Here is a 21858-nt window from a genome sequence, read left to right on the forward strand (position 1 = left end):
ATCTTGGTCATGCGGAGTTCGACGAGGACAGGCTTTGCTTGACGTATCGGGTGGTGTCGTCGGCGAGGATCTCGGCCAACCCGCTTTCGATACCGTCCAGTGCTTGAGTGGCGACATCAGCGGGATCGGTTTTCTGTTCGGCGGGTACGCCCGCGGCCATGTCGGTGTCCATGTATGCGACATGTAGTGCCGAGACGGAGATTCCGCGCGGCGCCAGTTCTTCACGAACGGCGTCGGTCATCGCCCACGCCGCGGCTTTCGATGCCGCGTAAGACCCGAGTGCGGCCGGATGGAACCAGGACAGTACCGAAAGAACGTTGAGTACTGTTCCGCCGCCGTTGTTTTCGATGACGGGGGCAAAGGCTCGGGTCACGGTGAGTGGGCCGAAGAAATTGACGTCCAGTTCGCGGCGAACGTCGGCTATGTCGCCCCCGATCAACGGCGCCGAGGTAGAGATTCCGGCGTTGTTCACCAGTAACGTCGCATCGGAGGCGGTGCGTGCCGCGGCCGCGATCGATTCGGCGTCCGTCACGTCCAATTTCAGGGGGATGACACCGGGCAGATCGACACTCTCCGGATTGCGGGCGGCCGCGTACACCTTTGCGCCGCGTTCGACGAGTCCCGCGGCCAGATGGCGTCCGAGCCCGCGATTGGCTCCGGTCACAATGGCAACCGTCTTGTTCAGATCCATGATTCTCCCAGTGCTGTGGCTAGCATCTGTGGCCAGCGTCGGCGGCTCCGACAATTAGATTATGAATCAAATCTAAGTTCGAGCTAGGATAGATGTCAAGTGAAATCCAAACAGGAGGGATTTGATGGGCCGCGTATCGCAGCAACAAGCGGAAGAGAACCGTCGGCGCGTCGTGGAAACCGCAGCTCGCCTGTTCCGAGAGAAGGGCACTCAGCTCAGCGTTGCCGACTTGATGAAGGCGTCGGGGCTGACCCACGGTGGTTTCTACAAGCAGTTCGCGTCCAAGGACGCGCTCATCGACGAGGCGACCGCCCATGCCTTTGCGGAACTGACTCAGCTGCACGCTGCGGGCCTGGAAAGGCATGCCGGGCAACGTGACGAGGCTCGGCAAGCCCTGATCGACAACTACCTGTCCGTGGAGCATCGCGACAACCCGGCAGACGGATGCCCCGCTGCCGCGCTCGCCGCCGACATGGCGCGCGAGCCTGCAGACAGCGAGGCCCGTCGGGTTTACACGGAGGGAGTGGGTGATTTTGCCGCAGCCCTTGCCGATGAACGAGCCGACGAACGAGCCGACGGTCTCGTCCGGCTCTCCACCATGCTCGGTGCACTGGTCCTTGCGCGCGCTACCAAGGATTCTCCTCTCTCCGAGGAAATTCTCGATTCTGCGCGTGCTGCACTGATCAGAGGGCTTCGAGAGCCTCGGTCATCTTCTTGACGGTCTCGGGTGCCACTTTGGCCTCGAATCCCGCTTTCAGGAGTGGGGAGGCGATCTTGGCCGCTCCGTTGAATTCGACATTCGCGCGATAATCGATTTCAGTGGAGTTCGCGCCGATCGCGGTCAAGGTGATGTCGTCGGTACTGGTGGCGGTCTTGTTCTTTCCTTCGAGCACAATGTGATTCGGCTCGTCGGTCACCAAGGTGTACGTCAATTCGGTCCCGATGCCGAACAGCTTGGACACGTTGTGCCACTGGGTTCCGATTGCGATCGAACCGGTCGAGGTCTGGGTGCAGCTCTGGGTGCCCGGATCCCAGAGTGGAGCGTTGGCGAAGTCGCGGAGAAACGCGGCCGCCTTCTCGATCGGTACTTCGGCGGTGAACTTTCGAGTGACTTCGACCATGTTTCGTGCCTTTCGGTTCGGTCTCGTGGGTCTAGCTCTCGCGCATCTGGCTCCAGGAGTTGGACGCCGAGATTCTCGATTGAGCGCCCTAGTTGATTCCGACGACTTCCTGGGCAATCGCCGCGAGCCTTGCCTGGGCGGCGGAGACGACGCCATGTCGGTTCTTGTGCGCTTCCTCGTAGGCGACGATATCGTGCACCTGTGCGGCCTCGGTCAGTTCCTTCACCGCGGAAACGGCTTGGGTGACGTTGAGTTCGTCGAAGTCTTCTATGGGAAGTTCCGTGGGCTCGAGTAGCCCACTCGACTTCCGTACCGAACGGAAGACATCTGCGGCACCGTCCGCGCCTTCTCGGCGAGTGACTTTTTCTGCAGTGGCAATGGCCGCATCCCTACTAGCCGAGAGCGTCTTCACTGTCACATCGCCGGCGTATGCGCCCCAGCTGATCAGCTCACCCAATACCGGCGGTGAGGTGCGAACAGCGTCGATGGCACGGTCGAGACTGCGGGTAGACCAGGAGACCGGAACGTTGACCAGCCGTATCGCTGCGCCGGTGGCAGCTTGCATCGGAGTGCGCCGCAAAGCTGCCGGTCCGCCGAGTGCCTCCTCAGCCAGGACGGTCGTCAGCCAGTCCACAGTCGCCGAATGTGCAGTGATGAGTCGGTCGGCCAATGTTGCGACGGTCTGATCGCCGCCGGCGGTGGCCAGTGCCTTGAGATAGCGGGAACGGTCGAGGAGCTGATGTTCGAGCCCGAGGTCGCCGAGGATCGCCTCGTCGAAGGGCTGAGCCTGTTCGACCATTGCTTTCATTCCGGCAGTCGCCCGTCCGATGAACGGACCGATCAGTTCGGGTACGCCGCCCAGATCGCGAATGGTGGCCTCGATCGAACCGGCCCTTTCGCGACCGTTCTCTGCATTTTCCGTGAGTTCGCGTCGAACAGCTTCGGTTCTGGCCTGCGCGACGCGTGTTTCGGCGACCTGAATTTCGGCGTTCGTCAAACCCAGCAGGATTCGTAGCTGCGTGATCAAGTCAGCCGTGGTTTCGGAGTTACTCATAACGGGGTCGTCCCTTCGTCGGTGCGTGCTTTACGTGATGTTCAGCTTCTGCTCGACGAGTGCTCCGCGGGCCGCGGATCCACCGCCGCTACGCGGGCTACCCCGACCTACCGTGTAGTAACCACGAAAGATGAAGGGATTGTCATTGCCTGGCCGAGCGAGATGCCGGCCACTCCGAGGTTTCGATTCTTATTCGGCGGGAAGATGGCATGTGCAGTGCGTCCAGCCAGAAGTACATCCAGAAACTGCGTCAACCGAGGAGCACCGACATGCCGGACCAGTACGAAATGCAGGACCCGACGACGCGTTTTCCTGCCCCCGAACGTGAGCGGCAGCCCGAGATCGCCCATCCCGGTCTCACCGCAGACATGATCTCTCCTCCAGACCACGGTGAAGAGACTTATCGGGGGAGTAGTCGACTCGAAGGTAGACGCGCGATTGTCACCGGAGCAGATTCTGGAATCGGACGAGCGGTCGCGATTGCGTTTGCGAGGGAAGGCGCTGACGTTGTCCTGAGTTATCTCGACGACGAAGAACAAGACGCTCGGGAAACCGCACGCTGGGTCGAGGAGGCAGGTCGGAAAGCCGTCTCGGTGCCGGGAGATCTCCGAAGTGAGGAACAGTGTTCTGCGCTGGTCGAAACCGCGGTGCGTGAACTCGGAGGACTCGACATCTTGGTGAACAACGCAGCGTTTCAGATGGTGCAGATGGGCGGCATCGCCGATATCACCACCGAACAATTCGACCGTGTGATGAAAACCAACCTCTACGCACTCTTCTGGCTCTCCAAGGCAGCGATTGCGCAGATGAAGCCCGGATCGACGATCGTGAACACCTCGTCCATCCAAGGTGCGTCCCCTTCTCCCGAGTTGCTCGATTACGCCACGACGAAGGCCGGAATCATCGACTTCACCAAGGGGCTGGCCGCCGATGTCGCGCGAAAGGGGATCAGGGTCAATGCCGTTGCACCTGGGCCGATTTGGACGCCACTGATTCCGGCGACGATGCCCAAGGAGAAGTTCGAGACATTCGGGGACGACGTTCCGCTGGGGCGGGCAGGTCAGCCGGCTGAGCTTGCACCCGCCTATGTATTTCTCGCATCCGGCGAATCCAGCTACACCACTGGGGAAGTCATCGGCGTGACGGGCGGGAAACCACTCACCTGATTGCCCTGGCCTAACCGTGCTGAGTTACAACCTCGACTTCTGCACCTTTCCGGTTGCAGTCAAAGGTAGCGCGTCGATGAACTCGACTGCATGAATACGCTGATAGGGAGCCACCTTCCCGCTCACGTATTTCACGAGTTCAGATGCCGAAACCCCTTCCATGTCAGCTGATCTGACGACAAAAGCCACCGGGATCTGTCCGACTTCGGGCTTGGCCCTGCCGACCACCGCACTCTGCGCGACGCCGGGGTGGGAGCACAGCACCTCCTCGAGTTGAACCGGATATACGTTGTACCCCTTGTAGATGATCATGTCCTTGCTCCGGCCGACGACAAACAGATTGCCTTCACTGTCGAATCTGCCCAAGTCTCCGGTCTTGAGCCAACCGTCACGAAATTGGAGTGCGGTCAGTTCGGGTGCGGCAAAGTACCCGGCGGTGACTTGCGGTCCACTCGCCCATATCTCGCCCACTTCGCCGGTGGCGACTTCTTCTTCGGTCTCCATGTCTCGCAGTGAGATTCGTGTGTCGAAGACCGGTAGGCCTACACTGCCGATCGGTGATCGCGCATCTGGGTTGTTGAGTTGATTGGTGAGAATGGTTGTCGCCTCGCTGAGCCCGTAACCCTCGATGACCTTCGCGTTCGGGAATGTCTCGCCCATTCGACGCAACGTGGTCGTGTCGATGGGTGCGGCACCTGAGAACACCGAACGCACCGAACTCAAATCGTGAGTCGATGTGGTCGAGGCCTCGAGGAGTAGGTGGTAGAACGCCGGTGCGCCGATCAGTCTGTCGATCTCGAGGCGCTCGATGGTTGCGAGGTACTCGTGTGGATCGAACCTGCCCATTACGAGGGTGGTGGTACCGGCAAGTACGTGATTGCACTGTCCGACGAGAGCCAGTCCGTGAAAGTACGGTGCAACGACGGCAATGACCCCTTCGCCCATTCGCTCCGAATTCTCGTGTACAGCAGCGGGTACCGGAACCATCCGAATGCCACCGTCTTCGTCGCTTTCCGGAAGAGACGAGCTACGCCACGCTGTGGTCTGAATCGTGCTGGCCACCAGATTGCGGTGCAGAACCTGAACGCCCTTCGAGCGACCGGTGGTGCCGCCGGTGAGCTGAAGATGCGCGACGCCTTGTGAACTTGCCAGTCTTCGGGTGAGGGCCGGCGACTCGAGAAGTTGAGCGAGATCGACGTCCCCGGTTGCGCGGTCTTGCGACGGGCAGTTCTCCGGGGCGGCCGCGGTCGGGGGAGTGACGACGGTGAATTCGAGGGCCGAGTTCTGTGCCTCATGGAGTGTTGCCACACTGGTCGGGTGAACCACTGCGGCCCGAGGTGCGAACTCTGCCAATAATTCTCGCAGTGTATCCGTCGGCTGAGTGTGGTTGACCGGGCACGCCACGGCTCCCGCACACAGAATTCCGAAGTAGACGACCGGATACCACAGGGAATTGGGCATCAGGAGAACTACGCGATCGCCAGGACGAATGCCCCTGTCAGACAACCCTTGCGCTATTCGGAGTGCGTGATCGTAGAGTTCGGTGAACGTGAGAGCCTCGTCGCCGTCACGAAGAGCAACACGGTCTCTGTAGGCGCGTGCGGAGCCGGCGAGAATAGCGTCGAACGCAACATCCGGGTAATCGAGAGATACTGGCATGAAGGGCATTCCGTGCACATCTACTCCTGACGTAGTTAACCTGCCTGAATGGTCGCGGCGAGCTTCGGCCGCGTTTCGATAGTTGGTGCGTACTTTTCGCGAAGAAGAACTTCCTGAGTGACCGTGGCAACCAAAATTCCGTTGCCAGTCCAGAATTCGCCACTGGCCAGACCCCGTCCGTCTCCCGACGTAGGGCTGCGTTGAACGAACAGCAACCATTCGTCGGTTCGGCAAGGGCGGTGGAACCACACGGCGTGATCGAGTGAAGTGAGAAAAAGCCTCTGGGGCGGACTTCCACCGCCGAGCAGGTCGAGATGGCCGAGAGCAGCGGTTCGGGCCAGCGTGAGGTCCGAGCAGAACGCGAGTGCGGCGGAGTGCATCCCGTGATCGCTCGACACATCGCCTGCGATGCGAATCCACATGCGGCGGTCCCTGCCGCCGCCGTGGTCGGCCGCATCGTCGTCGGCCGAATCGCCGCTTATCGGGCGCACCTGCACTGCCTGACGGATAGCCGAGGATGTGATGCCCGACCAAAATCGATCAACGGATTCACTTTGTGCCGGAAGTGATTCCGGTGTGGGAACGTGGGGCATCGCAATATGGCGATCGGGTCCGAATTCCTCCTTTTTGAAGGAAGCGGTCAGTGTGAGCAACGCATTGCCGCCCTGGAAGGCGGTCACCTCTCGCAGTGCATAGGTGCCACCGTCTCGGAGGATTCGCACTCGGTACTGCACCTCGGCGCCCGGTCGACCCATGGACAGGAAGTACGCGTGGAGCGAGTTCACGTACCGTACAGGGTCGACGGTGTGGTGCGCAGCGAGTAGGGCCTGCGCGACAACATGACCGCCGTAGGCGCGATCTGGGCCACCGGCACAGCATCTTCCGCGAAATTCAGGTGCCCCGTCGAAAGCGTTGCCGGCGTGAGTGAGCTGCAACAGTTCGTCCATCGGGTCTCCTACCGGCTCAGGGATTTTGCGATGATCGTTTTCATGACTTCGCTGGTGCCGCCGTAGATTCGCGACACCCTCGTGTCCGCGTACAACCGTGCGATCGGATATTCGAGGATGTACCCGTAGCCGCCGTGCAGTTGTAGACACTTGTCGATCACGCGGCCTGCCATCTCGGTGCAGAAGAGCTTGCAGATTGCAGCATCGACGGCGCTCAACTCGCCGGCGTCTTCGAGCGCGACGGCGTGATCGACCATTGTCTGACCTGCGGCGAGATCCGTAGCGCATTCGGCAAGAACGAATTTGGTGTTCTGGAAGTCCGCGACCGGTTTCCCGAAGACGCGTCGGTCGCTGGTGTAGGAAACCGCGTGGGCGATGGCAGCGGCCGCGGTGGCGCACCCTCCGGCCGCCATGGCGAGGCGTTCGCGGGGCAGGTTCTGTCCGAGGTAGCCGAAGGCTGCTCCTGCCTCGCCGAGTACATCGGTGACCGGTACTGGGACGTTGGTAAAGGAGACCTCGCAGGTATCGCTGAATTTCAAACCGATCTTGTCCAATCGGCGACCGACTTCGAAGCCTGCGGATTCGGTGTCGACGACAAACAGCGAGAGCCCGCCCCTGCGATTCTCACCTGGATCGTCGGTACGGGCGACCACGACCATGTGTGTTGCCTGAGACGCGTTGGTGATAAAGGTCTTTGCACCGTTGAGGATGTAGCTTTCTCCGTCGTCCGAGAGCTTCGCGGTGGTGCGAATGGCAGCCAGATCCGAACCCGTCCCCGGTTCGGTCATCGCCACGGCAAGCACGGCCTGCCCACTTGCGCAGGCGGGCAGCCAGCGCTTCTTCTGCTCCTCGTTTGCGAGAGTGAGCAAGTAGGGCAGAACGATTCCGGCGCTCGCGTGGTAGTTACCCAATGAGACACCGGCCAGCGCAGCTTCCTCTCCGATGATCATCAGATAGCGATAGCTCGTCGGCCCGGCGCCGCCGTACTCCTCCGGGATGTCGAAGCCCATGACTCCCAATTCGCCGAGCCTGCGGTAGAACTCGCGTGGGGCGTATCCCTGCTCCTCCCACTTCGCGAATTCCGGGACGACCTCCTTGTGTAGAAAGGCCCGGAACACCTCGCGAAAGGCATCGTGCTGATCGTCGAAGATTGTGCGCTTCATGGGAAGTCTCCTTGTTCCGCGGACGACGCGGGGTTGGCTAGGTGTAGAGGCCGCGCAGTGACCGTTTGTCGGTCTTACCGGTGGCCGTGGTCGTCAGTGCTTCGACGAAGGCGACTGTGCGCGGCGCTTTGTACCCTGCGATTTGGGTTTTGACGTGCTCTCGAATCTCTTCTGCGGTGGCAGTCAATTGGGGGTTGAGGACCACGACTGCGTGCACGCGCTCGCCCCACTGATCGTCGGGCAGACCGATGACTGCGCAGCGCAACACTGCGGGGTGGTTGGTGACGGCGTCCTCCACCTCGGCCGAATAGACGTTCTCGCCGCCGGTGATGATCATGTCCTTGGCGCGATCGACGACGAAGATGTACCCCTCGTCGTCCATGTACGCGAGGTCTCCGGTGTGCAGCCAGCCTCCGCGTAGCGCTTCGGCGGTCTCTTCCGGGCGGTTCCAGTATCCGAGCATGATGTGCTCGCCTCGGGTGACGATCTCTCCGACGGCGCCCCGTGGCACCTCGTTGCCTTCTCGGTCGACGATGATGATTTCGGCGTGCAGGCTTGCACGGCCCGCAGAGCGCAGTCGAGGACCGCCGGCACGGTGGTCCGAACCGAGCAGGGAGACGATGACCGCGGTCTCCGTCATGCCGTATCCCTGGACGAAGTTTGCGTTGGGGAAGCTCGACATCGCGCGGTGCAGGACGGCCGCGGGCATCGGGGCGGCTCCGTAGACGATCGATCTGACGCTGGTGACGTCCGTGTCCGGGAAGGCCGGATGGTTGTAGAGCATCTGCAACATGCTCGGGATCGAGGTCATGGTGGTGACCCGTCGGCCCGCGATCAGCGCGAGCACTTCGCCGGCGTCGAAGCGGTTGGCGAACACCACTGTGCCGCCGACTACGGTCTGGGCCAGCATGCCGAGCAATGCGGCAATGTGGAACAGAGGAGCCATCACCAGAGTGATGCCACCGATCTCGCAGGACCGGGCAAAGCCGGTTCCGCCGAGCAGGGCGGTCGAGAGACTGCGATGAGAGTGCATGACGGCTTTGGGAGTGCCGGTGGTTCCGCCGGTGTAGATCAGCGCGGCCAAGGTGTCGCCGCCGGCACGCACGTCGTCGACTTCGGGGCCTTCGATGATCAGGTCTTCGAAACCCGCCATTCCGGCGGGAGCCGGCTCGTCGCCCATGTAGACGAGCGTGACGGTGGCGTCGAGTCCGGTCACCAGTAGCCGGCATTCCTCGTCGACGAGTACAAAAGCGCTGCCGACTCCGGTGACCGCGTCGGTGACTTCACGGACCGAACCGTGACGGTTGACGAGATTGACGACAGCGCCGATCCACCACGTCGCCATCAACGACTCGAAGTAACGGTCGGAGTTGAACGCCAGGATGCTGACCCGGTCGCCCGGACCGACGCCGCGCTCTCGCAGGGCTCCGGCGAGTCGGGCGACTCGCTTCGCGATCTGTGGGGCGGTGCGCTCGCGATGCTCGCAGACGGTCAAGGGTCGGTGCGGCTGTTGTTGAACCGCCCTGTGCAGAAGGTGGGTCAGATGCATGGGCTCGCGTGCTCCTCGAGTCGGGTGGTGCAGACGGCGGATGGTCGGGGCGCCGACGAATCGACACCCCGACGACGAGTTAGTCGATCAGGAATTCCGCGTCTCCGACGAGGGCGTTGACACCGTTCTGACGAGCGCAGACAAGTTCGACACGGGCACGTCGACCGTCCTCGGCCTCGTAGATGTCGACGACGACAGCAGAGCAGGTGAGTTCGTCACCGGGCCAGACCTTGTCGGCGAATCGAATCTTGAACCGACGCAGGTTCTCGACACCCAGCCATTCGGTGACGTAGCCGGCCAGCATGCCTGCCTGAAGCATGCCGACGGAGAACACGGACGGGAAGCCGGTCTCACGGGCGAACGTGTCGTCGTGGTGCAACGGATGGAAATCACCCGAGGCACCCTGATACTTGACGAAGTCGGTGCGAGTCAGTGGAGGGAAGGTCTTGCTCTCGGCCTGCTGTCCGGTTACGACGGTTTCGGTCGTGGTGGTCATTTCCCCTCCTCCTTGCCGCCCGTTGTGGCGGTCTCGATGATCGTGCTGTTCTGCGTCGCGATCAATTCTCCGGACTCGTCACGGAACTCGGTGATCATCTTCGCGAAGGTCATCACGCCACCGCGTTTTCCGGGCTTTTCGAAGCGGTCACCGACGGTGGTCTCGGCGGTCAGCTTCTGGCCGGCTCGTGGAAGTGGCCCGTGGAAGATGTACTCCTCCTCTCCGTGCAGGATGCGACGACGGTCGAATCCGAGCTTGGCGAAACCGGATTGGTCTGCGGGCTCCCAGATCATTCGGCCGCTGGTGAGCATGGTCGGCGGGATCACCGCATCCTCACCGGCATGCTGTTCGGGGTTTGCCTTCACGGCCCGGACGAATTCCTGGACCTTGCTGTAGTCGAGCGGGAAGGTGTAGCTCACTTGGTTTCTCCTTCGATCTTCGGGATGCCGGCGCGCCGGGTCTCGACCGACTTGAGGAAGGCATCGTCGCCGAGAAGCTTTGTCAGTTCACCGATGTCCAGCTGTCGGTCCTCGCGAATTTCGTCGGCGATCGAGTAGCCGCCGTAGAGACCCACGTAGCCGCCGTAAACGGCAAAAACCTGTCCGTTGAAAGCGCATTCGGCGCTCGACAGATATGCCACGAGCGACGAGCAGTTGGCGGGGTTGTAGCGGTCGAAGACAGCCTCGTCGACGGGCTCACCGACCAAATCCTTGATGCCGGGCGTGGCTTTGACAGGTTCGGTGCGCGCGACGGGAGCGATGGCATTGGCCTTGACGCCGAATCTCTCGAATTCGCGAGCGGCATTGACTGCCTGGATGGCCAGACCGGCCTTGGCTGCTGAGTAATTCCACTGTCCGTAGTTGCCGTGCAGTCCGGATCCGGAACTGGTGTTGACGAGGTTGCGTGTCTCGTGCACGCCTGCCTTCGACTGGTCGCGCCAGTATCTTACGGCGGCGCGGGTAGCCGAGAAGGTGCCCTTGAGGTGCACAGCGATAACCGAGTCGAACTCTTCCTCGGTCATGTTCCACAGCATCGCGTCGCGGATGATGCCGGCGTTGTTGACCACCGAGTGCAAGTTGCCGAAGGTGGATACTGCTGCCTCGGTGAGCTTCTCACCGACAGCCATCTCCGCGATCGAACCCTCTACCGCGATGGCCGAGCCGCCGGCAGCAACGATTTCGTCTGCCACCTGTTGCGCTCCGCGCAGGTCGTTGACCACGATGCTGGCGCCTGCGGCTGCCATGAGTAGTGCGTGTTCGCGGCCGAGACCTGCGCCGGCCCCGGTGACGATGGCAACGCGTCCGTCGAGTTGTCCCATGATGTTTCCTTTCGTTCTTCGCACCGAGCTGCGGCGCATGACTAGTAGTGGTGAAAGAAGCTGCTATGCAACCTTTTCGTAGAGCGTGATGACGCCGGCACCACCGAGCCCGAGGTTGTGCTGCAGTGCGAGCTTTGCGCCGTCGACCTGTCGTGCGTCGGCGGTGCCGCGCAACTGCCACACCAGTTCGGCGCACTGAGCCAAGCCGGTGGCGCCGAGCGGATGCCCCTTGGACAGCAGACCGCCGCTGGGATTGACCACAACGCGGCCGCCGTAGGTGTTGTCGCCGTCGAGGATGAACTTCTCGGAGCACCCTTCTTCTACCAATCCGAGGGCCTCGTACGAGAGCACCTCGTTGACCGAGAAGCAGTCGTGCAGTTCGACGACCTGGATATCGCGCGGATCCACTCCGGCGTTCTCGTAAATCCGTTGCGAAGCAACGCGAGTGATGTCTGCGCCGACGACTTTGAACACGTCGTCGTCGGTGAAGACGCTGGGGAAGTCCGTGACCAGTTCCTGGGCTGCGATCGCCACTCCGGGCGTGAGGCCGTGGGCCCGCGCGAAATCTTCGCTGCAGATGATGGCAGCGCCGGCTCCGCAGGTGGGCGGGCAGGCCTGCAAACGAGTCAGCCCGCCGTACAGTGCCTTTGATTCGAGCACTTCCTGCTCGGTGACCGGCTCACGGAAAACCGCGTACGGGTTGTTGGCAGCGTGCTTGCGGGATTTGACCGAGATCTTCGCGAACAGATCCGGCGAGACCCCGTACCGCTTGGAGTACTCCTGCGCGGCGGCACCGAAGTACTGCATTGCCATGGACGGGTTGGCGGGGTCGATGCCGTAGGTGCGGTCGAGGACTTCGGCGTGGCGCTCCATCGGAGCCGGGCGATCGCCCCAATGGTTGACCAAGGCGCCGGGCTGCATCTGCTCGAAGCCAACGGCGAGTGCGCATTCGACGACGCCGGACTCGACGGCCTGCCTGGCCAACCACAGCGCGGACGAGCCACTCGCGCAGTTGTTGTTGACGTTGACAACCGGAATTCCGGTCATACCCGCGCCGTAGATGGCGCGTTGGCCGCTCGTCGAATCTCCGTACACGTAGCCGGCGTAGGCCTGCCCGATCTTCTCGAATCCGATTCCTGCGTCCGCGAGCGCGTTGGCAATGGCCTTCGCGCCCATCTCGTAGTAGTGCTCGCTGCGCCCTGGCTTCGTGAACGGGATCATTCCGACCCCGGCGACTAGTACTTTGCGACTCATCGGTGCTCCCTTGTGATTACTGGTCTTCGTGCTTTGGTGGTTGATTCGTTGTGTGTGAGGCGTATTCACAGCAACTCGAGGATGGTGGCGTTGGCCATGCCGCCGCCCTCACACATCGACTGCAAGCCGTAACGGATTCCCTCGTCACGCATGTGGTGCACCATCGTGGTCATCAACCGCGCGCCGGAACCTCCCACGGGATGCCCGATGGCCATGGCGCCGCCATTGGGGTTCATCAGCGAATAGTCGGCTCCGGTCTCGCGCAACCAGGCCAGGGACACGGCGGCGAATGCTTCGTTGATCTCGAACGTGCCGATGTCGGAGAGCGTCAACCCGGACTTCTTCAGCGCCAACGCCGTTGCCGGGATCGGGCCCTTGAGGATGCTCACCGGATCGGTACCGGTCACCACTGCTGTATGAATGCGGGCGATCGGTGTCCAACCGTGTTCACGTGCAATGTCACTGGTCGTCACGAGGAGAGCGGCGGACCCGTCGGAAACCTGCGAGGCGTTTCCTGCGGTGATCTCGGTTCCCTCGAACGCCACCGGCAACTCGGCGAGGCGTTCCATGGTCCCGCCGCGACGGATACCTTCGTCCGCCTCGATGATCCGGGTACCGCCTTCGGCATCGGTGACCGTGACCGGTGCGATCTGGCCGGCGAAACGACCGGCGTCGACAGCGGCAGCAGCACGGGCATGCGAGTCGAGGCCGTGTCGGTCCATGTCGGTGCGACTGATGCCGTACTCGTCGGCGATCATCTGAGCGCCGAGACCCTGGTTGAATCGTTCGATGTTGTAGCGCCCCAGTACGAGTGGTCCGTGCATCGGACCGTAATCACCGGCACGGGCAGCCGCGCCGAGGGGGATGACGCTCATCATCTCGACTCCGCCTGCGACTGCGACGTCGTACTGGCCCGAGATCACGCCGGCTGCCGCCTGATGTACGGCCTGCTGCGAAGAGCCGCATTGACGGTCGACGGTCACGCCAGGGACATGTTCGGGCCATCCTGCACCGAGTACTGCCGACCGGGCGATACAGCCGGCCTGCATGCCGAGGGTTCCGACGCAACCCCAGATCACGTCGTCGACGATTGCGGGGTCCAGCCCGGTTCGCTCTGCCAGCGTGCGCAGAACGTGCGCTGACAGATTGACCGCATGCGTGGTGGACAACCCACCACCACGTTTGCCGACCGGTGTCCGTACCGCGTCGACGATAACTGCATCACGCATGAAAACTCCTGTGTCCGAGTCGGTTGGAGATCAGAGACCGATGTCTTTGGCGATGATGGTCTTCATGACTTCACTGGTACCGCCGTAGATGCGCGAGACTCTCGTGTCGGCGTACAGGCGAGCGATGGGATATTCGAGGATGTACCCGTAGCCGCCGTGCAGTTGTAGGCACTTGTCGATCACGCGCCCGGCCATCTCGGTGCAGAACAGCTTGATGCGTGCAGCATCGGCGGCGGTGAGCTCTCCGGAATCGTCGAGATCGAGTCCCTTGTCCACCAGGGCCTGCGCGGCAGCGACTTCTGTAGCGCATTCGGCAAGAACGAATTTGGTGTTCTGGAAGGATGCAACCGGCTTACCGAAGACTTGGCGCTGGCGGACGTACTCCGACGCGTATTCGATCGCCGAGGCCGCACAGGCGGTCTGGCCGACACCGATGGAAAGTCGTTCGCGGGGGAGGTTTTGGCCGAGGTAGGAGAAGCCCTTGTCCTGCTCGCCGAGGAGATTCTCGACCGGAACTCGAACATCGGTGAACGACAGTTCGTTGGTGTCGGAAGACTTCATGCCGATCTTGTCGAGCTTGCGTCCGAAATTGAAGCCGACACTGTCGGTGGGAACCACCAGCAGGCTGAGCCCGAAGCGTCGGTCCTCCTCGGACGGTGCGGAGGTTCGAGCGGCCACGACGCAGAGTTCCGAGTTGCGGGCACCGGTGATGAAGGTCTTGGCGCCGTTGAGGACGTAGTGGGTGCCGTCTTCGGACAGGCGCGCTGTGGTCTTGATGCCCGCCAGATCCGATCCGGTCCCCGGCTCGGTCATGGCAATGCAGAGCATGGTCTCGCCGCTCGCCACTCCCGGAAGCCACCGTTGCTTCTGTTCGTCGTCGGCCAGGCGCAACAGGTACGGCAACACGATGCCGATGCTCACGCCGTAGTGTCCGAAACTTACTGCTGCACGGGCTGTTTCCTCTTGCATGACAGCTTGGAATTTGAAGCTGGTGGGTCCGGCGCCGCCGAACTCCTCGGGGATGTCGAAACTCGTCGCTCCGAGTTCTGCAAGCTGGTTGAACAACTCACGCGGTACCTGATTCGCGTTCTCCCACTCCGGGTAGTTCGGCGTGACCTGCTTGGCGATGAAGGTCCGGATGGTCTCGCGGAATGCCTCGTGCTCGGGGGCATAGACGGTACGTTTCATGATGCGCTCCTGAAAATCTGTGATGAGATGACGTGTTTTGGGTCAGACGCGTCCGGCGTCGACGACGAGGCACTGGCTGTTGATGTAGTCCGATTCGGGCGTGCACAGCAGGTACACCGCCCCCGCGGCTTCCACCGGAGTGCCGCCTCGGCCGAATGGGATCATCTTCGACGCGACGGCCAAGCGATCAGGGTTGACGCCGACGCGAATCTCGCGGCCGTCGATCGTCAACGTCGCGTTCGCGTCCGCGGACACCTCGGTCATTCTCGTGATGATCAGTCCGAAAGCCACTGCGTTGACGTTGACCCTGTACCGGCCCCACTCCTTGGCAAGGGTCTTGGTCAGTCCGATCAGGCCGGCCTTGGCGGCGCCGTAGTTGGATTGGCCGGCGTTCCCGTAGTACCCCGACACCGACGACACGTTCACCACCTTGCGGTGGTACTCGGTCGGATTGGCTTTGATGAAAGGCTGCGCCGCACGCAGGATGCGGAACGGCGCTTTGAGATTCACGTCCACGATGGTGTCCCACTGCTCGTCGGTCATCTTCTGAATCACCGAGTCCCAGGTATATCCGGCGTTGTTGACGATGATGTCCAGACCACCGAAGGTCTCGACCGCAGTGCTGACGAACCGCTCCGCGAAACCGTCCTCGGACACTGAACCCACAACGCTTACTGCTTGTCCGCCGGCCGCCTTGATGTCGTGCTCGGTCTGTGCAGCAGCTTCGGGATCCAAGTCGTTGATCGTCACCGCTGCGCCCTCGCGGGCAAATTTGAGTGCGATTTCTCGACCGATCCCACGGCCAGACCCGGATACGAGAGCGACCTTTCCCTCCAGATTGCCAACGGTCCCAGTTCCCGCGATCCCATTTCCCACGATGTTCCCTTTCGAGTGAAGAGTGTTGTAGCGAAACGTAATTGGCGGCATTCCAGACCGGCGGTTGCTCCGGCGCTGCGATGTCCCGAGGCGTCGTGGCTCCGGCAACTTCTTTCGCAATTACTGATGATTCACTTTTAGGCCTTAAAAGTATGTATGTCAAGCATCTTCGCTGTAACTGCTGGTCAGATACTGTTGTAATGCATTCACACTGACGCGGGAATCTGGCTGGATGTGGCGCCGGTGGCGAGTGACGGACGCTCTCTTGCGTCGGAAGTTGTCGATTGTCACCGCACGAATTGGGGCATTGTGTGGGTGGGTTTCGGAGGAACTGACCTTTCGGCAAGGTCGCCAGTGTCGTCAGTAGTTCGAAGTGACCCTTGACACAGTGGGGAAAATAGCTCAAAGTGAATCTCAAGTAATTCTCTGAAGCGACATCGCGTGAGAATGCCCGCGTGCGGACAGCTGAACTGAAGACGTTCACTTGAGGGAGGCGGGCATCCACCTGCGTGCTTCTTCCTATCTGGCAGTGCTATTCGGTGTTTCGCTCTCGAAGAACGACCAACTGACGCGTCTACTCTGCGAAAGCGGAGCGTGATGGATCTCGATTCCGAACATCGATGTGAACCCGAAGTGTCACCAATCCCAGCGGCAAGTCTGCCCTGCACTGCGTTGGCAGCGCCCGTTGATCAAACCGTCTCCCCAAAGGATCCGACAGTGACAACACCCCGGGCAACAGCCCAGACAACACCCAAGGCAACGCCTCGTCAAGTGGCAACACACCAACAAGCATCTTCGGGCACAGCAGTGCCTGCACCTCCCGAATCACGTCGCCGTGCTTGGGGTTTGACCTCGCTGCTGGTCTTCCTGACCGTCATCAACTGGGGCGACAAAGCGGTGTTGGGCATCATTGCCCAACCGCTGTCCAAGGAGTTGGGGTTGACAGCATCCCAGATCGGTCTCGTGGGTAGCTTGTTCTTCCTCACCTTCACGATCGGCGGTTTCTTTTCCGGAGCGATTGCCCGAATAACGACACTGAGATGGGCGCTGGCGGTGTTGGCCTTGCTCTGGTCGGCGGCAATGCTTCCGATGGTCATCACGGCGAGTTTTGCTGTGTTGGTGGTCAGTCGGATGCTGTTGGGTTTGGCTGAGGGGCCGAGCGGACCTTTGACACACACCGCCGCGTTCTCCTGGCATCCGCCGGCGAAGCGCGGGCTTCCGGGTGCGCTTCTCGCGGGGTCGGCCTCGCTGGCGAAGATTGCCGTGGCTCCGGCGCTTGCCTTCGTGACGGTCACGTGGGGGTGGCGTGCGGCCGTGGTCTGCATGGCGGTGCTCGGCGTGTTGTGGTGCGTGCTCTGGTTGCCCCTGTGGTCGCAGGGCCCCTACATCCGAGGTGGAAAGCGTCGAGACGAGGCGGGAGCCAGTGCAGCCGAGACTGACGAGCCGGCGGTGCCGTGGATGCGTATCTTCCGAACGCGGACGTTCATCAGCTGCACCATGCTGGTGATGGCGATATACGCCATCGTCGCGGTTGTGCTGACCTGGCTTCCGTCGTACTTCGAAGTGGGTCTGGGATACAGCCGACTACAGGCCGGTTCGATGTTCGCATTCCCCAGCATTGCAGGCCTGATCTTGATGTTGATCCTTTCCTCTTCCGGAGATCGTCTGACTTCACGCGGCGCCACCTCCCGCCTGATTCGAATAATCGTTCCCTCGGTGGGTGTGCTCGTCAGCGGAATGATCATGGTGTTCTTGCCCTACGTGTCGACCCCTGCGCTGGCAGTCGCGATCGTCTCGGTCGGATACGGGTTCCTGGCGTCCGGCTATCCGCTGATCATCGCCACGATCTCTGAAATATGTCCGCCCCGGCAGACTGCCGGAACGCTCGGAGTTTTCATGGCAATGATGGGAATCGGGGGTTTGATCGGTCCCTACGTGACCGGACGGATCGTCGACGCTGCCGATACTCCGGCCGCCGGGTATGCCACTGCGTTCCAGGCCTTCGGATTGGTTGCGGTCCTGTTCGCTTTCGGAACCTTGATTTTCGCCAACCCCGAGCGTGACAAGGCGATCGTCTGGAAAGCTACGAGTCGAACGTAGTTGCGTGATGCTCCCGAGTGCGCAGAATTGTGGGTAACTGGACTTTTCTGGCAAAAGCGCATCTTCATGCGAGTACACTCAGTTTGTGAATCTGCCGCAATGACTGAATCGACGATAGGATGACGGCGTGCCACGTGAAAGGGAACCGATGACTGCCGTCCGTCGACCCCGCGACCGTAAGCAACAGATACTGGCAGCAGCAAGCGAGCTGTTCCGGGAGCATGGGTATCACAACATTTCTGTTTCGGATGTCACCGCTCGTGTGGACATCACGACGTCCGCGCTCTACCGCCATTATCGAAACAAGAACAGCCTGCTTTATCACGCGGTTCTGGCCGGGATCGAGTCTCTCAATGAATCTGTCGGCGGTGCAACAGATCTGTACGCGTTGCTGACAACGCTGTCGGCAACGTCGGTCGAGCGCCGCGGGCTGCCGCTGTTGTGGCAGCGCGAAGCCAGGTACCTGGACGACGACCAACGAGAGATGTTGCGTAAGAAGTTGCGGGTCAGTACCTCTCGTATCTCGGAGCTGGTGCAAGTGCACAGGTCTGACCTTTCCGACTCCGACAGTCGGCTGCTGGCGTATTCGATCCTTGCGGTGTTCAGCAGTTCGTCGAGTCACCGAATCTCGATGCCTCCTCGCCAGATGGAGGCACTGCTGTTCGACCTGTCGGCGCGTGTTGCTTTGTCCCCCATCGGGTCTGCAGACCCCGATGTTCCCGCTGCGCGCACAGAGGTCATCTCCATACCCGTTTCGCGACGCGAACAACTACTGACTGCGGCGATTAAACTGTTCGACGAACGCGGGTATCGAACGGTCAGCAACGAGGACATCGGTGCGGCCTGCGGCACGACAGGCCAGAACGTGTACAACCACTTCGACACAAAGCTCGATATTCTGTCCACGGCAATCACCCGCGGTTTCGACCGACGTGACCTTGCCGTGAGGCAGGCACTGTCGCAAGTCGGCGATTCGAGCGAGACGCTCGGCATTCTCTTGGGTGTTCATATCGCGTTTGCCCTGGAAGACGGACATCTCATCGGTTTGATGGCGACGGAGCTCGCCGAGCTTCCCGACAACACCCGAAAGGCATGTGTCCAAGCTCAGCGGGACTACCTCGAGTTGTGGGTTCGAGCGCTCAGTGAAGTTCACCCCGGCCTGGATGCAACCGAGGCGAAGTTCACCGTGAGTGCAGCAATGACATTGATCGGCAACGCTATCCGTATCGGAAGCGTTCGGCGTCGTGTCGACCTCGCGGACCGACTGGCGGAAATTTGCACTGCTTTGCTGACGGAGACTTCGGATCCCGCTGCGGCATTGGTGGGCGCCGGCCTTGGTGCCGCTCCGTAGTCTCAGAGCGGCACATCGGCACCGACAGAACGAGTCAGTCGCGCCCGGCTTCGACCAGCTTCTCAGCGAGAGTCGCCGGTGTAGTGAAAATGGCTTCGTGGCTTCCTGCCATCTGAATGATCCTGCACAGGCCGAGCCGACTGGAAAATCTTGGATGCCAAGCGAACTCGCCGTGCGGCATCGCGGTGTCTTCCGTGCAGTTCAGGTAGGAAGTCCTCATCGTCCCGGAGTTGACGAGTTCATAGAACTTCGTGAGATCGAGTTTGTCTTCCAACATAGTGACCGGTGTCGGACATAGAGACTCGTAGGCGCGCATGGCTGTCTCGTGATCGGCGTCGTTCAGGAACGCTTCCCTCCACACGTTCCAAGGCAAGGAAAACATTCCGCCCACCGCTCCTGCTCGCACCATCTCTCGATAGTGAGCTGGGGACTCGTCGTTGATGCTGTTGCCATCCGCTGGAACAAAGGCATTCCAATAGACAAGTCGCCGAATGCGGTCAGGAAATACCTCTGCGACTTTGGAGATGACCGTGCCGCCGAAACTGTGTCCCACGAGAATGAAGTCCGTGATATCCCGCTCGGTGATGTACTGAACGATCGACTCGACACCGTCCGCGTGTCGGACGCTCGGCAGTGATTCCCCGAAACCCGAGACCGTAGGTGTGTACACGCGATGACCGGCTGCAATCAGGTGTTTCGCCACCGGTGCCCAGTGCTCCCCCGTATGCCAAGCTCCATGAACGAGAACGAAAGTGTATTGCTGCGCCACGACTATTCCTTCACGTGAGTTCGCTCGCCAAAAAGAAATTCAATTATTAGGTCGAATGTGTTTACCGCTCTGCGGCATTGGGGACAACTACCAATTTCGTTCGAGGTGCCCTAGCGTACTGCCACAGCTTCGATCTCGACCAACATCGCCGGGTCGGACAGCCCGGTGGTCTCAGCCATCAAGCTGGCTGGTGAGCATTGGTAGGTTTCGAGGGCATCGAGAACGACATCGTAGTTCGAGGTTGCAGAAGCTATATCTCTGACGAAGATGCGGATCTGTACTACGTCTCGGAAACTGAAACCCGCAACTTCGAGGGTGTGGTCGATATTGACAAAGGTCGTTGCAACTTGGGCTCTGAAGTCGCCGACGCCTCCGTGTGCATCCACGCTGCTGCGTCCCTCATGACCCGATACGAACAGAAATTCCGAAGGTGCGCTGATTCTGACCGCCGAGTTGTATCCGAACCTGCCCATGATGAGTTGTGGGGCAATGTTTTCGCGCTGCATGCCGAGTCGCGTCCAATCTGAATTGTCAGTGGTTTCGCCGTTGATCGAGTCAGCGGTCGTAGGACAAGATCTGCTTAGCGACCGCTCGGGGAGCGGAGATCATCCCGTCGTGCCCGGTATTGATTCGATCGAGTTGCCACTCGCGCGAGTTGTTCAGCACCCGCTGCTTCGACGCCTGGATGTCGGTGAAGGCGGGCTCAGTGAAGTCGATGTAGTGGCGTGGAAGTCCCGCCCCGGCCGGACCGGCAAGAGTGACTGTGTCTCTCCAGGTCGACCACGGGTGTGCAGTGAGTTGTCTTTTCGCCCACTCGATGTCATTTCGATCGGTAAGACCGAACATAGTGGGATCTGTCGGTGCGGGTACAGCGTGCCCACCGGTAGCAGCGACAAGCGTTCGGAGGACCTCCTGGCTGCCGAGTGGCATTGTGGACAGCACTGTCTCACCGTTTTCGATGACCACGGCGTCGAGGTAGACCAATCGACGGATTTTCTCACGCATCCGGTCAGCCACCGAAGTTATGTATGCGCCACCGATGCTGTGGCCGACCAGCACGAAGTCAGTGAGCTCCTCTGCTTCAATCGTCCGAATGATGTCGTTGACAGCGTCGTCGTAGCTCAACTGTGCATGGAGGAGGTGGGATCGGTCCCCTACGCCGGTGATGGTCGGGGTGATCACTCGGTTCTCACCTCGTTGCAACATCGGCGCGAGTTTGCGCCAACACCAACCTCCATGGCTGCCACCGTGTACGAGAAGGTAGTCCGGTCGCGTGGGGGAAGCTGAAGAGATGCCGGTGCCTGCAGTTGCAGGGGCTGAGGCTGCGGCTGCGGCTGCGAGTGCCGCCGCCCCGGCGAACATCGTGCGCCGGTTCACTCGCGAGTGCATCCTCGACGGCTGGCCGGTTACAACTCGCTCGGAAGCATCTGACATTCTGCTGCGGGTTCGAGTTGCTTTGTTCGGGGCCGTCCAGGTTCCGAAGGGCATGGGAGTTGTCATCCATCCAGCCTGCCGGTCTACGCACCCTGCTGAACATGTTGGTCAAGCCACAAAACATGTCCTTGCGTTCGCTTGCTTCGCCTATCGGTGGACGGGCTTGGACGCTGCAGGCTCGAGACTCACTGTGAGCGTGACTTACGGCTCGCCAATCCGTCGGACTCCCGCAAACGATCACACAACGAAATCAGCATCTCCTGAGAATCAGACGACAATCCGTTTGCCAGTCCGAGAAGATGCTGCACCGTGTCATCCGACAACTGGGCGATGAGCAAGGCATCCGAGTGTCGCGAATCTTCGGTTCCGAAATCGACACGGCTGTCGAAGAAGTGGCTGACAGTGACACCGAAGAACTGTGCGAGGCCACGCACCACCGTTTCTGACGGCGCGCGGCGGACCCCGGTGCGAAGCTGAGAAAGGTAGGGAGTCG

Annotated in this window: 22 protein-coding genes; 4 read left to right on the forward strand and 18 right to left on the reverse strand. The window is 61.0% G+C overall.

Annotation, left to right across the window (positions count from 1 at the left end; genetic code table 11):
* Positions 1 to 7: 7 nt before the first annotated feature.
* Complete coding sequence (locus ACWF6P_RS03575; RefSeq protein ID WP_452620004.1) at positions 8 to 691, reverse strand: SDR family oxidoreductase; 684 nt, start codon at positions 689 to 691, stop codon at positions 8 to 10.
* A 124-nt stretch (positions 692 to 815) separates the two neighbouring features.
* Here ACWF6P_RS03575 and ACWF6P_RS03580 point away from each other — a divergent pair, with 124 nt between their 5' ends.
* Positions 816 to 1409, forward strand: a complete 594-nt coding sequence (locus ACWF6P_RS03580; protein ID WP_452620005.1) for a TetR/AcrR family transcriptional regulator — start codon at positions 816 to 818, stop codon at positions 1407 to 1409.
* On the opposite strand, the gene ACWF6P_RS03585 is transcribed toward ACWF6P_RS03580, so the two are convergent.
* Together ACWF6P_RS03585 and ACWF6P_RS03590 are read right to left on the reverse strand one after the other, a co-directional pair.
* Positions 1375 to 1812, reverse strand: coding sequence for an SRPBCC family protein (locus tag ACWF6P_RS03585; protein WP_452620006.1), 438 nt, complete (start codon positions 1810 to 1812; stop codon positions 1375 to 1377). The two genes, ACWF6P_RS03580 and ACWF6P_RS03585, sit on opposite strands and share 35 nt — an antisense overlap.
* Positions 1813 to 1900: 88 nt before the next feature.
* Complete coding sequence (locus ACWF6P_RS03590; RefSeq protein WP_452620007.1) at positions 1901 to 2866, reverse strand: ferritin-like domain-containing protein; 966 nt, start codon at positions 2864 to 2866, stop codon at positions 1901 to 1903.
* Between the two features lie 269 nt (positions 2867 to 3135).
* On the opposite strand from ACWF6P_RS03590, the gene ACWF6P_RS03595 reads away from it, so the two are divergent.
* Complete coding sequence (locus ACWF6P_RS03595; protein WP_452620008.1) at positions 3136 to 4032, forward strand: SDR family oxidoreductase; 897 nt, start codon at positions 3136 to 3138, stop codon at positions 4030 to 4032.
* Between the two features lie 24 nt (positions 4033 to 4056).
* On the opposite strand, the gene ACWF6P_RS03600 is transcribed toward ACWF6P_RS03595, so the two are convergent.
* The 11 genes from ACWF6P_RS03600 to ACWF6P_RS03650 form a co-directional block, all read right to left on the reverse strand.
* A complete protein-coding gene (locus ACWF6P_RS03600) occupies positions 4057 to 5691 on the reverse strand; it encodes a class I adenylate-forming enzyme family protein (protein ID WP_452620009.1) in 1635 nt (544 codons plus the stop codon).
* A 35-nt stretch (positions 5692 to 5726) separates the two neighbouring features.
* Positions 5727 to 6638: an acyl-CoA thioesterase gene (locus tag ACWF6P_RS03605; RefSeq protein WP_452620010.1), complete on the reverse strand. Its 912-nt coding sequence runs from the start codon at positions 6636 to 6638 to the stop codon at positions 5727 to 5729.
* Positions 6639 to 6646: 8 nt separating this feature from the next.
* On the reverse strand, positions 6647 to 7801 hold the full coding sequence (locus tag ACWF6P_RS03610; RefSeq protein WP_452620011.1) for an acyl-CoA dehydrogenase family protein: 1155 nt from the start codon (positions 7799 to 7801) through the stop codon (positions 6647 to 6649).
* A gap of 37 nt (positions 7802 to 7838) precedes the next feature.
* Positions 7839 to 9350 (reverse strand): long-chain-fatty-acid--CoA ligase, encoded by a 1512-nt coding sequence (locus tag ACWF6P_RS03615; protein ID WP_452620012.1) that lies wholly within the window; start codon positions 9348 to 9350, stop codon positions 7839 to 7841.
* A gap of 79 nt (positions 9351 to 9429) precedes the next feature.
* Entirely contained in the window at positions 9430 to 9846 is a 417-nt protein-coding gene (locus ACWF6P_RS03620; protein ID WP_378448404.1) for a MaoC/PaaZ C-terminal domain-containing protein, read from the reverse strand.
* Complete coding sequence (locus ACWF6P_RS03625) at positions 9843 to 10265, reverse strand: FAS1-like dehydratase domain-containing protein (protein WP_007735631.1); 423 nt, start codon at positions 10263 to 10265, stop codon at positions 9843 to 9845. The genes ACWF6P_RS03620 and ACWF6P_RS03625 overlap by 4 nt, the downstream gene beginning before the upstream one ends.
* Positions 10262 to 11164, reverse strand: a complete 903-nt coding sequence (locus tag ACWF6P_RS03630) for an SDR family NAD(P)-dependent oxidoreductase (RefSeq protein WP_452620013.1) — start codon at positions 11162 to 11164, stop codon at positions 10262 to 10264. The genes ACWF6P_RS03625 and ACWF6P_RS03630 overlap by 4 nt, the downstream gene beginning before the upstream one ends.
* A 63-nt stretch (positions 11165 to 11227) precedes the next feature.
* Complete coding sequence (locus tag ACWF6P_RS03635; protein ID WP_452620014.1) at positions 11228 to 12418, reverse strand: lipid-transfer protein; 1191 nt, start codon at positions 12416 to 12418, stop codon at positions 11228 to 11230.
* 65 nt (positions 12419 to 12483) lie between these two features.
* Positions 12484 to 13647 carry a thiolase family protein gene (locus ACWF6P_RS03640; protein ID WP_452620015.1) on the reverse strand — a complete coding sequence of 388 codons (1164 nt, stop codon included), beginning with the start codon at positions 13645 to 13647 and terminating at the stop codon, positions 12484 to 12486.
* A gap of 30 nt (positions 13648 to 13677) precedes the next feature.
* On the reverse strand, positions 13678 to 14835 hold the full coding sequence (locus ACWF6P_RS03645; protein WP_378448400.1) for an acyl-CoA dehydrogenase family protein: 1158 nt from the start codon (positions 14833 to 14835) through the stop codon (positions 13678 to 13680).
* Positions 14836 to 14877: 42 nt separating this feature from the next.
* Positions 14878 to 15699, reverse strand: coding sequence for an SDR family NAD(P)-dependent oxidoreductase (locus tag ACWF6P_RS03650; protein ID WP_452620438.1), 822 nt, complete (start codon positions 15697 to 15699; stop codon positions 14878 to 14880).
* 783 nt (positions 15700 to 16482) lie between these two features.
* Between ACWF6P_RS03650 and ACWF6P_RS03655 the strand changes: the two genes are divergently transcribed.
* Both ACWF6P_RS03655 and ACWF6P_RS03660 read left to right on the forward strand, forming a co-directional pair.
* The gene (locus ACWF6P_RS03655) at positions 16483 to 17811 is read left to right on the forward strand and encodes an MFS transporter (RefSeq protein WP_452620439.1); all 1329 of its coding nucleotides are present in this window, start codon (positions 16483 to 16485) and stop codon (positions 17809 to 17811) included.
* 127 nt (positions 17812 to 17938) lie between these two features.
* A complete protein-coding gene (locus ACWF6P_RS03660; protein ID WP_452620016.1) occupies positions 17939 to 19162 on the forward strand; it encodes a TetR/AcrR family transcriptional regulator in 1224 nt (407 codons plus the stop codon).
* A 34-nt stretch (positions 19163 to 19196) separates the two neighbouring features.
* On the opposite strand, the gene ACWF6P_RS03665 is transcribed toward ACWF6P_RS03660, so the two are convergent.
* The 4 genes from ACWF6P_RS03665 to ACWF6P_RS03680 form a co-directional block, all read right to left on the reverse strand.
* A complete protein-coding gene (locus ACWF6P_RS03665; protein ID WP_378640039.1) occupies positions 19197 to 19931 on the reverse strand; it encodes an alpha/beta hydrolase in 735 nt (244 codons plus the stop codon).
* Positions 19932 to 20041: 110 nt separating this feature from the next.
* Complete coding sequence (locus ACWF6P_RS03670) at positions 20042 to 20437, reverse strand: RidA family protein (RefSeq protein WP_378640041.1); 396 nt, start codon at positions 20435 to 20437, stop codon at positions 20042 to 20044.
* A 49-nt stretch (positions 20438 to 20486) separates the two neighbouring features.
* A complete protein-coding gene (locus ACWF6P_RS03675; protein ID WP_452620017.1) occupies positions 20487 to 21431 on the reverse strand; it encodes an alpha/beta fold hydrolase in 945 nt (314 codons plus the stop codon).
* A 119-nt stretch (positions 21432 to 21550) separates the two neighbouring features.
* Positions 21551 to 21799, reverse strand: a complete 249-nt coding sequence (locus ACWF6P_RS03680; protein WP_378640045.1) for a hypothetical protein — start codon at positions 21797 to 21799, stop codon at positions 21551 to 21553.
* Positions 21800 to 21858: the final 59 nt, after the last annotated feature.

The organism is Rhodococcus sp. NPDC055024 (assembly GCF_053608585.1).